The following is a 10,666-nucleotide window of genomic DNA, read 5'->3' as shown; positions in this document are numbered from 1 at the left end:
GTTGATCATGCCCGCTTGAACACGCGCGCCACCTGCGCTGGACGCCACTTGCCCTTGCCGCGCGAGGTCGAAAACGAAGCAGACGCGCTTTAGATGTCCGTTAAGGAGGCTGCATTATCCTGACAACGGGGATGGCGGGCGACATGTCTCTTTGGGGGTCGCCATGATTTTTGGATTGCGCCGCCGGCGCCTTTTGGTGCTCGGCTTATTGTTCACGATGACCTTGGCCGGATGCGCCTCCTGGATCACCTACGGCGACGGCGATCTGAAGGGTCACGTGGTCGTTGTATGGAATCGGCAGGACAAATTCATCTACGTTCCGGACAATAACGACCTATTCAGCTTCCAGCCGTCGTTCATGAAGGCCACGAACACCAGGATTGTTCCTGGCCTTATGTACACCGACGGCGGCAGCATACCTCGCGTATTCTGGAGTGTCCCAGGACTCTCGCCCTGGGCTTTCGGGCCCGCCTACATAGTCCACGACTGGCTGTTCGTGGTGCATCGTTGTCATTGGCCGGCTCCGCCCGAAGTCCAGGCCATCACGTTCGAGCAGTCGGCTCAGATCCTGGCCGAGGTAGGAAAGTCATTGGTCAAATCGAATCTAATCGATGACAACAAGCTCGAAGCAATTGTTTGGGCGATCCAGACAAAATACGCTCGCGACATTTGGGAAAGCCCTCCCGGCGATCATGATTGCGACCATCCGCCTCCGACCAACATAAAATCGCTACGCGCGGGCGGCCAGGGGATGACAGTTGTGGATTTCAAAATTCCTCCGCCGCGAAGACCATAAAGCGCGCTGCTACAACCCGCCTCGCAAAGACCGCCTGCCTGTCGGTACAGGCGGTCTTTTCAGGCGCGAATTGCGAAGAGGTAGACCTCAGGGAGTATTATCCTTCCTGTTGCCGCCAATGCCATAGGGCTTGTTCAGGAAGAACTCCCGATTGCCGAGCGCCTTCTCCGCATATTGGTCGATCGCGACAATGATCGCCTGGACATGGTGGAAGCAGTAACCCTCCCGCGGCGCCAGGAGCCTGACCTCGGCCAGCGCTCGTATCCACGGCGGGTTGTCGGTGTTGTGGTCGTACCATTTTGCAGGCTCATGAGGCATTGGAGCGGCCTTTCTTCATCAGGTCGTCCAGCTCCGCCCGTTTGCGCGCGAGAAGGAGTTGCGCCGTGGCGCTATCCAATCCGGATTGATTGAGCTGTCGGATAGTCGAGCCGAGTTCGAGCAGTTGCCCTCTCAGTGCTGCAATCTTCCAAGCGAGCGGTTCATCGTTCACGGCGGCCCAGCGCACCCTTCAGCGGCTTCCTGCGCGCCGCGCGATAGTCCGCCTTCAGCCGCTCCTCGACATCGAGCAGGCGCTCGCTTCCGCCAAGGCTGTCCCGCTCGTGGATAAGACCCAGCATGATGTTTCGCATCGCCATCAGCCGGAGGGAGGCCTCGGTGCAATCCTCATCCTGGCTGATCTGGTTGCGAATGCTCTTCCCCGCGGTCAGCATTTCTGACCTTAAGAGTTGGATTTTTCTACGGATTTTGTTCAGTTTGTTGTCCATGGCACACCCTCGTTCAGGGAGGGTAGTATAAGAACAAAAGATGAACAAATTGCAAGCGGCTGCAGGTTGCAGGTGCGCATGATCGCCACCGGGGAAATTCCGCGACGACACAGGGCACCGTCATTCCCAGGAAATTGGATTTCAAGCCGGTGTCAAAACACAGTCGTGCACGCTTGTTCCACTGACCCCAAAAGTGATGATGAGACTTCGGTTGTGTGATCGACTTCACAGTTCTGTCGCGGCGCAGGCGGTAAGCTTGACCGGTTAGGTTAAGCCGCAAGATCAGGCAGAAGACCGGCCTCAATTAACACCAAGCGCCCCGAACGCGCTTATACGGCAAGGTAACGATCGATGACTCTGCGAGCATGAGCAAAACCGAAGACCAACGGCTCCGGAATCAGAACGGTCCTCGATCCCTGCTTCGGGATCGCGCCGTCTTGTCGCTTTATGCCTTGATGGTGGCGTTCGCCATGGGCGGATGGCTCTGGTTTCTCGGCCGGCTATCCTGGCATCTCGTGACCCGGGCGGTCAGTGCACTCAGCTAGATCGGCGTTGCGGGAAGACCGCGGCAACGCGTTGGCGAGCTTTCAAGGCTCGGGCCTTCTCCAAGGCGATGTCGTCTGCGGCGTATCGAGCGATCTCGCGCTCTACGGCGCGTTCCGGCCTGAGCGCCCCACCGTCTGCGATCGAAGGTTCTGTTGCATGTCGGCGGCGACACGCAGCCTGCCCGCTTTCTTCAGCGCGTCGCTTCGATCCGCACCTTTGGGCATCGCCAAAGCCTCCGCCAGCGCGTCGCTCGCGCGTGCGTCCCAATCGTGACTATTCCGGCCTGACATGGCGGTTACGCCCGAACGTGCAGCGCCCAGGGCGCGGCCGTTCCGTACTCGATGATGTATTGATCCGCGTTGTTGCACTTCGAGCATTCGAAGGTTCGCAGATCGAACCCGGGTTTGGCAGGCTCGATGCGTGCCAGGATCATCGGAGCCCCGCACTTGGTACAGGGCTTTGGCCTGGATTCGATGATTTCGCCCAGCGAATTTGCTTGAGTTCTGGGGCTTGCAGACATCGGCCCCCCTTTCCCGTTGACGCGATAGCGTTACTTGCACCCATCGCGCCGCCGGTTATCGGTCAATATTGCTCACCCGGGCCTAAAAAGCTCGCCGGAATCGGGCGACGACGAACAACCCGGAGCGCCTTGATGGACGATCCAACGTCAGCGCGCTTACGTCGGCGGCCTAAGCTCGCTCAAGAGCCATCCCAGTGCATCGGCTGATCTGATCGGATCGGTCCCCACCAGCGTTTTTTCAACGTGGTTGCACTTGACGCACTCGAATGTGCGCAGGTCAAAATTCAGGCGTCCCGGCTTGATACGGACCAGCATCATCGAGCCCTGGCATTTCGGACATGGATCGCTCTCAACGACGATCGGCGGTGTTGCGGCTGTAGATTTAGGACCGTCCATCGCATGCACCCTAAATCAGGCGAGAGCGCAGAACTCTCAGTCACCGGGTAGATGCCGAGCGCGGGGACGGTGATCGAGCCAGAATGCCTTTCGGGTTCCCGGAGTCGCTAGTCAATATTGCTCACATTCCGAAACTTGCTAAGTCGAGTTGTCCCGACTATCGGGCGGGCCTGCCTTTTCGAGCGGTCTCCCTTTTCATGATCGCGACATATCGGTCGGTCTGGTTGGCGATCATCTTCCAGCTTCGGGTGAGGCTCGTCAGAATGGTGGCTTCGGCTCCGCTCTCCGCCAGAAGCATGAGGCGACGGTATTCCTCCGCCTGGGTCCGGCAGCGACTTGCCTCGTTCGTTTCCCGTCGGGGATCAAAGAAGGCCAACAAGGACCTCCCAGATACACCAAACCAGGAACGACCAAAGCATGAAGCTGGAGGCGATGATGCCAAGCCAGGACCAGGATGGCGATGAAGATCTCGGGATCGACGAGGTACGCTGTGCTGATGGGGACATTCTGCACCCTCCAGGAAGAGGCGGGAGCACAACACTCTCTGTCACCGTAGTCGTGCCTTTTGGTTAGGCGGTGATAGCGCCGATCCAATCAGCTAAGACACAGGTTGTCTGTTCGATATTATACACGCGAAAAGATTTGGGCGCGGCTGTGGCCAGAACACCGTAGATTTACGGGACGACATCAACGCAAAAAAACCCGGCAGCTTCGAGGCCACCGGGCAGTTAAGGGAGGATATCTCGATACGCGGCGAGCAATAAAGTCCACCCGAAACGAATCGCGACATACCGAGATTTGGTGCGATTGGCGCGATCTGGTCTGCCTTGCAGGATGCTTAGCTGACGCTATCCCCGTTGATTTTGGTGACCCGCTCGAAGTCTCGCGCGTTACTTCGCCGCAACCGCCGCTTCGAGGGCTATGATCTTCTCCAGCACCGGCAGGAGGTGCTTCATAAACTCCGTCGGGTTCTCGCTCATCGGGAAATGGCCGAGGCCCTTCATGATGACCGCCTCCGAGCCGGGCACGCTCCTGGCGACCGCGAGCGTCTCCTCCGGCGTGCAGGAGTAATCGTATTCCCCCGACAAGAGAAACAGCGGGCAGCGGCGTGTGTCGATCTGCGCGACGCGGCCGCGGATGTCGCCGTCGAGCTTGTAGAAATACAGGTCACCCTTGAAGACGCCGGGACCGCCCTGCATGTAGTGCCACAGCGTTTCCCAGCGCTCGCTGTCCGGCGCATCGGGCCCGACCAGTCCGGAGACGATGGCCGCGGAGACCTCGCCGCCATGAACGTCGGGCCGGTGCAGGAAATTCAGATCGTAATAGGGATCGACATGCGCGCCGGCCTGCAGGCCGATGATGGCGCGAAAGCGTTCGGGGTGTTCGAGCGCCAGATGCAACGCGATGCGGCCGCCGATCGAACAGCCGATCAGGATCGGCCGGTCGAGTTCGAGCGCGGTCATGATCTCCAGGACCATCGTCGTGTATTGCGCCGAGGTGAGCTGGTATTCCTCGTTGTGCCAGCCTGAAGGCGGCGAGGATTTGCCGTGCCAGGGCATGTCGAAGGCGATGACGCGATGGCGCTGGGTGACGCGCGCCTCGTTCATCAGCGCCCGGTATTGGCGCCCGTCGGCGCCGGCGGTGTGGAGACACAGGAGTGGTGTGCCCTCGCCGGCTTGCTCGACATAGATGCGGTGTTTGCGCCCGAACAGGTCGAGATGCATGTAGCGGCCGATGATCGGCTCGAATGGCGCGGTCATGGCTTGGCCCCTTCCCTCGCCGCCGGCTGGCGCAGCTTGGCCAGCGCCTCCTTGAAGTAGCGAAGATTGGCCGTGAAGACCTGAAGGTTGCCCTCCGCCTTCAGCACGCGCCGCTTGATCAGGGCCATCAAATCATTCGAGCCGGGTGGCGGCCGGCTTGCCCAGAATTTCTGCCATTCTTCTTCCGGCGCGCGCAGCGCAAAGCATGATGAGGGCATCACGAACGGTCCGCGCGCCACCGACACTACCTGGCCCTCGAAAATCGAGATCAGCCAGGCGGTCTGACCTACTTCCAGAAGGAACGTCGTCGTCAGAAAGCGCCCGCGCCTGACCAGCGCCTCGTCACCGTTGACCCGCTGCCCCAGCGTCTCGATCATCTATTGGCCCCCCACCCCCGCAATATCCGCCAAAGCCGTCGCGCCTCGCGGCCGGCCTTGCGCCTTTTGTCCCGCATGATGGGGGCAACGGGCGCGGCGTCAATCGGCCCTGGCTAGAGCCAGGAGCACACCAGCATCAGGTTCGCCGCGCATGCCGCCAGCAGGGCGGCAGTCAGCACGACATGCACGCGATCGCCGGATGTTTTGAAGGTCGTTCCCATGACGGCAAAACATCCGGCGATTCTAGTCCGGGAGTCTCGCGGATTATTTTTCGCTGGATTCAGGACTCGTTTACGACTCAGGGACACCAGCCCAAAACGGCCCTCACGTGCGCGTGAACCGGCCGCGCCGGGCCGAACCCCTTCCGCGCCCGGCGCGTTGAAACGGCGTTTTCGCGGAGAGATCCGATGCCCTACGCGCTGTTCAGCAATGAGGCCAAATTGAGCAAGGCCTATCCGACCGAAGCGGACGTCTGGAAGCTCGCCCGGAAGAGCGGGCTCGTGGTCGACGTCGCGTCCGAAGATGACAAGCCGGCGCCGCGGCCGGTGCTGGACAATGATTACGAGATCAGGCGCTGCCGGCCGGATCCCCAGGAAGACCCGGCCAAGAACCAGGCCGAAGCCGAGCGCGAAGAGGATATGGATTTTCAGCTAAGTTCGTGAGGGGGTATTCCGTCGCTCTTCCCGCCGTCCCGGCGAACGCCGTCGCTAGTTTGGGCCCCGACGTCCGCCAGGGCGAGAGGAGCATTGGCACCTACGGCGTCGCCACTGCCAGCGAGGCCTGATCGGATACGAGCGTCACGCAGGCCTTCTTGCGATGCAGGCCCCTGATCACTCCGGTGACCTTGAGCACCTTGCCGGCCGGGCAGGAAGCATCCTGCACGTAAGCCGTTTCATAGGGCGCCAGCACAAGCGGCTCGGATCTCAGGATGTTTTGGGCAAGGCACGGCAGGGTAAATGCGGAAAAAATCAAAACTGAAAACAGGGCACGCATGTTTATCATCCACAACCGGCAAACCGACAATAGCCGATTACGGGTACAAGTTCCGTAGCCGGCAAGAATTATTTTTCGATTACGCCGAGCCCGCGCCGTGCAAACAAAAGGCCGGCGCGAGGCCGGCCTTTCGGTATCTTGCAACCCCCGGAACGCTTCAGTAGCGCGGAGCGGTCGGACCACCCCAGCCGAAACGGTAGTTGATGCCGACCTTGACGGTATGCTCGTCGTCGCGGAAACGCGCGCCGACGATCGGGGCGGGTCCGCTCGCGAAGGTGGTGTTGCCGAAATTGTAATACTGGTACTCGGCTTTGGCCGACCAGTTCGGCGCGAACATGTATTCGAGACCGCCGCCGACGGTGTAGCCGTCCTTGTGGTTTCCGGTGGTCGTAAAGGCGGCCGGGACGCCGCCGACGCTGACGCCAATATTGGGGTTGTCGCGCCAGGCGTAGCCACCCTTGGCATAGAGCAGCGCCGGACCCCAAGTGTAGCCGAGCCGGCCGGTCACCGAGCCGAGCTGGTTGTTGTTCGTGGTCACCAGAGTGTTGCCCGGGAAGAGTACGCCGGTGTTGTTGTTGGCAAGCCAGCTGTACTGGGCTTCGGCGCCGATCACCCAGTTGGTGGCGAACTGGTAGTCGGCACCGCCCTGTACGCCGCCCAGGAAACGGCCGCCGTTGCCCTCCAGGCTATTGTTGCCCGCAAACGCCCCGCCGATGTGGCCGCCGATATAGAAACCGGTCCAGTTATAGACCGCCTGCGGCGCCGTATAGACCGGAGCCTTGGTATAGGTGCGCGCAGGTATGTCAGCCGCGAACGCGGGAGCCGCGAATGCAACAAGAGCAGCTCCACCGAGCAAAAATTTCTTCATATCCGGATCCCCATTACTGTTGTTCGAGATCAATTCAAACAACGTGGCGTCAATTTGGTTGCTTCGCGGCAATGCCGGAGCTGTGATGGCTCGCAACTGTGACGGCTCGGCAACAACGGCGTTTTGTTCCATCGGGTGGACGGCTTTTTGTCCGGCGGACAAGCGGCTTTAACGATATGGGTCTCGGTTCACGTCGCGGTTCAAGTCTCGCTGAAAAGTGATCGAGGTTACGGGGTAGGCAGCGCCGGTTGCCGGGGGTATCAGCCCTCATTCGGCGGCCTCATCGTCCTCGTCCGCCCAGGCGGTTCGGGGATTTGGCACGGGATGCGGCAGTGACCCGCGATGCTCCGCGACGGCGAGCGGGTCGCTGCGATCGAACCAGCCCTGACAGCGCGGGCACCGCGTAAAACTCCCGGCATCGAACGCTCCGGCCCGAACGAGGCAATGGCGGCGGTCCATGTCAGCCCCGGGAACCGACGGCGCGGCCCGGAAGATCGCGCTCGTAAGCGGACGCCCGCGGCCTGGGCGTTTGCCCTTCCAGCCACGCTTCGGTTCTTGCGAGATCGCCCAGCGCCCGCGCGAGCTGGCGCGTGGCGCGGCGTTCCGGTCCCGGCGGCATCGCGCGCGCCCGGCGCATCGTCTCGACCGCGGCATGGCGGGTGGCAAGCGAACGGTGGAAGAACAATAGATTGCTCACGGCTCAACTCCGGCAGGAAAGGTTCGCCAGCTTCGCCTGGCGTAGCTGAACGCCACCTGAAAGCCGTCTTCGGCTGCGGTTCACCCTCGCCGCGGGTGGGGCCCAGCGGCAAGGGAACCGGGCGATTGCTGCGGCGTCTCTGTGGCGGAAGGCCGCCGGAGGCGCTGATGCAGTCGAAAAAACGGCCGGGACCGGCGAGCCCATCGGGCCCGGTGAGATTGGTCAGTCATACGGCCATAGGCGTGGCGATGGGTCTTGCCTTGGCGCTGCTGCTGATCCTCGTCGACCCCGCTAATATCGCGACCTTGGTCGCGCATGGCGGCAGGCAGGCGATCGCCGTATTTGTCGGCACCATCGTGCTGACCTTCGGGATCGGCGCGACCTTGACGGCCGCGGTCTTCATTCTGACGGAAGACCGCTGACTGACGGAAGCCTCTTTATCGGCAAACAGCAAGATCTAAACGGTCCGCCGCTGCAGGACGGACCCGTTCTTGTCGTCGGGTGCTTACACTCTGCTAGGTCATGCTGCCCGGCATGAAGCACCGGATCGAGATCTGATTGTCGAACCGTATCGGCCAAACCATCGTGCGTCCCGCGCGGTTCGGTTCGGTGATCACGGCGTCATCGGGAACATCGACCCAGTTATTCTCCAGGCGGACCCGATAGTGACCGTCCTTGGATTCCCAATCGGGATCCGCGACGCTTTCACCATCCGCCATCGAGCAACACAATCCCTTACCGCTCGCGAGATGATCGAACCAAGGTTTGAGCGGTGAATTCGCGTAGCGACCATCAAGGTCGCGCGCCCTTACGCTGCCGACAAGGCAAGCAACCACCAGACTTAGGATCAGACCAAACACGATGCGTTTCATGTGCCACGCTCCTGAATGTCAAAGCCTACCCCGCTGTCATCTCAAGCAATGTTCGTGCCGCAACCTCTCTACGCGCTGTGCGAATCGTCACGCTATGATAGTATCATCGAAGATACCGGCGCGATTGCGGCGGCTATCGTTATGCGCGATCACGCGCGTGCGATTGCGCAATCGCCGGTGCCGCATCCGGCCGATGCTTCAAGCGTGATCGAACGCATTGGTTTCGGTCGCCCTCGCCGGATTTGTTTGACAGCCGCGGCCGACGCTAGCGCGTCAGCTTCTCCAATTCCGGAAACGGCGCGTAGACCGCGCCGGCACAGATGTCGCTTGCGTTCTCGGCCACGCGGTCGAGCCGGCCGTTGACGTAGAGAATGGCGCGTTCGCGCGGTTCGCGATAAGTGCCGTCGGATTCGCGTGGAGAAAAGCGCAGGCAGCTGACATAACGCACCCGCCCGCCGACCGTACGCTGCACCGGCTCGGCCATGACGGCATCGTGCACGCCGGTGGGATTGTTGAGATAGGTCTTCATGAACGCCAGCAATTCGGCACGGTAATTATTCGGAAAGGGCTGGTTGGCGCCGCTGCCGTTATCGATGTTGAAGGCGGCGTCTCTGTCCTCGCCCCCGGCGCAGGCCGCCATCGCGATCGGCAGCAGCAGGATCGCCACACACTTTGCTGATATTCCCAAGTTCAACCCTGTTCGAAGATCCGACGCCCAGATGGTCCTGGTCCCAAGGCGGTTCTAGACCTTCCGTGGATCAAAGGGAATCTGCATTTCGGTTGGTGCACGTCACGGTGCCCGCAAAACAATTCCGGCCCGACGCCATTGGGGACGCAATGGCGCGCGGGCCGGACCTGATATCCGCCGGGAGCGGCGGGGGCAATGTGGACGAGCCACCCCCCGCGGATCAGTCTTTAGCCGCGCTTGGTGGCGGGCGTAACGTGCTTGGTCGAAACCTTCGAGAGCTTGTGCGTCTTCAGCGCGCCGAAATGCTTGTGGTGGCGATGATGATAGCCGGCATGCCGGACCTGATGGCGGCCCATCCTGGCATTGGCGTTCAGCGCGCTCGGCTTCGTCTGCTTCACCTGCTCGGCCTTGACGACCGGCGCCTGCGCCGTCTTGGTGGCCTGATTGGTGGCTTGGCCAGCGAACGCCGGTGCGGCGAGAACGGAAACTGCGAGCAACGCTGCGGAAATGGTCTTCAACATGGTCGTCTCCTCCTTAAAGGGGATCACAAGGTGGCCGGTCGGATGGCCGGGCTCGTCGATCTGGCTGCGACCCTAGAGGCCCCGCGCTGAACCGCGTCTGAAGCGCGACGATGGACTTCGTTCATCTGGATGACATAATCGTCATGTTCGCTCCGCCATGCCGCGCGCGGCGTTTGGCGGAAACGGGCCCAAATGGAATCGCCCAAATCCAAATGGAATGGCCCAAATAAAGACCGGTTGCCCGGGAATGTTCTGATCCACCGGGTGTTCAAATCAGCAGGCTCGGGTGCAGCACAACCTTACTGAAAATCGGGAGCGACGAATGAACAAATTCGCAATCAGACTTTTGACGTTGGCAATGTTCACGATGGCGTTGATCGCGGTGCCCCTGTTCGCACCGGCCCATGCCTCGGGCGACGAAAGTCCCTCGCCTCCGCCGTCGTCGGGCACCAAGAAGGGAAAGAAGGACAAGAGCTCCAGCATCGAGGACGGCCGGTTCGTCGCGGCCTATCACGCGGCCTACAGCACGGTGTACGACCGCAACGATTACGCTGCCGCGATCGAGCAGTTGAAGGCGCTCGGCCACGACGACAACGCCTCCGTCGCCACCCTGATCGGCTATTCCTATCGCAAGCTCGGCGACTACAAGGTCTCGCAGGTCTGGTACGAGCGCGCGCTCAAGAGCGATCCCAACCACGTCAAGACCTGGCAGTATTACGGGCTGTGGCAGGTCGAACAGGGCAACCGCGACCAGGCGCAGTATCATCTGAGCAAGATCGCAGCGCTCGCCGGCACCGGCAGCGAGGAATATCGCTCGCTCGCCGCCGCACTTGAAAAGGCGCCGGGCACTGGCCTGGTTTACTGAGTT

General features: G+C 61.2%; 16 protein-coding genes. 4 read left to right on the top strand and 12 right to left on the bottom strand.

All coding sequences use genetic code 11. The annotated features are described in order from the left end of the window. The first annotated feature begins 163 nt into the window (after positions 1-163). Positions 164-796 carry a DUF1353 domain-containing protein gene (locus QZ213_RS01150; RefSeq protein ID WP_291684201.1) on the top strand — a complete coding sequence of 211 codons (633 nt, stop codon included), beginning with the start codon at positions 164-166 and terminating at the stop codon, positions 794-796. An 87-nt stretch (positions 797-883) separates the two neighbouring features. Here QZ213_RS01150 and QZ213_RS01145 read toward each other — a convergent pair whose 3' ends face one another. From QZ213_RS01145 to QZ213_RS01120, 6 genes are all read right to left on the bottom strand, one after another. Continuing rightward, positions 884-1,114 carry a hypothetical protein gene (locus QZ213_RS01145; protein WP_291684200.1) on the bottom strand — a complete coding sequence of 77 codons (231 nt, stop codon included), beginning with the start codon at positions 1,112-1,114 and terminating at the stop codon, positions 884-886. Then, entirely contained in the window at positions 1,104-1,286 is a 183-nt protein-coding gene (locus QZ213_RS01140) for a hypothetical protein (protein WP_291684199.1), read from the bottom strand. Before QZ213_RS01140 ends, QZ213_RS01145 begins: the two co-directional genes overlap by 11 nt. Further along, complete coding sequence (locus QZ213_RS01135; protein ID WP_291684198.1) at positions 1,276-1,560, bottom strand: hypothetical protein; 285 nt, start codon at positions 1,558-1,560, stop codon at positions 1,276-1,278. Before QZ213_RS01135 ends, QZ213_RS01140 begins: the two co-directional genes overlap by 11 nt. Positions 1,561-3,179: 1,619 nt before the next feature. Then, positions 3,180-3,398: a hypothetical protein gene (locus QZ213_RS01130; protein WP_291684197.1), complete on the bottom strand. Its 219-nt coding sequence runs from the start codon at positions 3,396-3,398 to the stop codon at positions 3,180-3,182. 514 nt (positions 3,399-3,912) lie between these two features. Further along, positions 3,913-4,782 (bottom strand): alpha/beta hydrolase, encoded by an 870-nt coding sequence (locus QZ213_RS01125; protein WP_291684196.1) that lies wholly within the window; start codon positions 4,780-4,782, stop codon positions 3,913-3,915. After that, the gene (locus tag QZ213_RS01120) at positions 4,779-5,159 is read right to left on the bottom strand and encodes a hypothetical protein (RefSeq protein WP_291684195.1); all 381 of its coding nucleotides are present in this window, start codon (positions 5,157-5,159) and stop codon (positions 4,779-4,781) included. The genes QZ213_RS01125 and QZ213_RS01120 overlap by 4 nt, the downstream gene beginning before the upstream one ends. 407 nt (positions 5,160-5,566) lie before the next feature. On the opposite strand from QZ213_RS01120, the gene QZ213_RS01115 reads away from it, so the two are divergent. Further along, the gene (locus QZ213_RS01115) at positions 5,567-5,821 is read left to right on the top strand and encodes a hypothetical protein (RefSeq protein WP_291684194.1); all 255 of its coding nucleotides are present in this window, start codon (positions 5,567-5,569) and stop codon (positions 5,819-5,821) included. A 91-nt stretch (positions 5,822-5,912) separates the two neighbouring features. On the opposite strand, the gene QZ213_RS01110 is transcribed toward QZ213_RS01115, so the two are convergent. The 3 genes from QZ213_RS01110 to QZ213_RS01100 all read right to left on the bottom strand — a co-directional run bounded on the left by QZ213_RS01110 (position 5,913) and on the right by QZ213_RS01100 (position 7,717). Beyond that, positions 5,913-6,152 carry a DUF6719 family protein gene (locus QZ213_RS01110; RefSeq protein WP_291684193.1) on the bottom strand — a complete coding sequence of 80 codons (240 nt, stop codon included), beginning with the start codon at positions 6,150-6,152 and terminating at the stop codon, positions 5,913-5,915. A gap of 157 nt (positions 6,153-6,309) precedes the next feature. Then, a complete protein-coding gene (locus QZ213_RS01105; protein ID WP_291684204.1) occupies positions 6,310-7,020 on the bottom strand; it encodes an outer membrane beta-barrel protein in 711 nt (236 codons plus the stop codon). Positions 7,021-7,480: 460 nt separating this feature from the next. Continuing rightward, a complete protein-coding gene (locus tag QZ213_RS01100) occupies positions 7,481-7,717 on the bottom strand; it encodes a hypothetical protein (RefSeq protein WP_291684192.1) in 237 nt (78 codons plus the stop codon). A gap of 167 nt (positions 7,718-7,884) precedes the next feature. On the opposite strand from QZ213_RS01100, the gene QZ213_RS01095 reads away from it, so the two are divergent. After that, complete coding sequence (locus QZ213_RS01095; protein ID WP_291684191.1) at positions 7,885-8,139, top strand: hypothetical protein; 255 nt, start codon at positions 7,885-7,887, stop codon at positions 8,137-8,139. A gap of 93 nt (positions 8,140-8,232) precedes the next feature. On the opposite strand, the gene QZ213_RS01090 is transcribed toward QZ213_RS01095, so the two are convergent. From QZ213_RS01090 to QZ213_RS01080, 3 genes are all read right to left on the bottom strand, one after another. Beyond that, positions 8,233-8,589 carry a hypothetical protein gene (locus QZ213_RS01090; RefSeq protein ID WP_291684190.1) on the bottom strand — a complete coding sequence of 119 codons (357 nt, stop codon included), beginning with the start codon at positions 8,587-8,589 and terminating at the stop codon, positions 8,233-8,235. A 265-nt stretch (positions 8,590-8,854) separates the two neighbouring features. Then, on the bottom strand, positions 8,855-9,277 hold the full coding sequence (locus QZ213_RS01085; RefSeq protein ID WP_291684189.1) for a hypothetical protein: 423 nt from the start codon (positions 9,275-9,277) through the stop codon (positions 8,855-8,857). A 227-nt stretch (positions 9,278-9,504) separates the two neighbouring features. Continuing rightward, complete coding sequence (locus QZ213_RS01080; protein WP_291684188.1) at positions 9,505-9,798, bottom strand: hypothetical protein; 294 nt, start codon at positions 9,796-9,798, stop codon at positions 9,505-9,507. Between the two features lie 322 nt (positions 9,799-10,120). Between QZ213_RS01080 and QZ213_RS01075 the strand changes: the two genes are divergently transcribed. Beyond that, complete coding sequence (locus tag QZ213_RS01075) at positions 10,121-10,663, top strand: tetratricopeptide repeat protein (protein WP_291684187.1); 543 nt, start codon at positions 10,121-10,123, stop codon at positions 10,661-10,663. Positions 10,664-10,666: the final 3 nt, after the last annotated feature.

Origin of the sequence: Bradyrhizobium sp. (assembly GCF_017881085.1) — a bacterium.
GTDB lineage: Bacteria > Pseudomonadota > Alphaproteobacteria > Rhizobiales > Xanthobacteraceae > Bradyrhizobium.
This window is presented reverse-complemented; position numbering and strand designations above follow the sequence as displayed.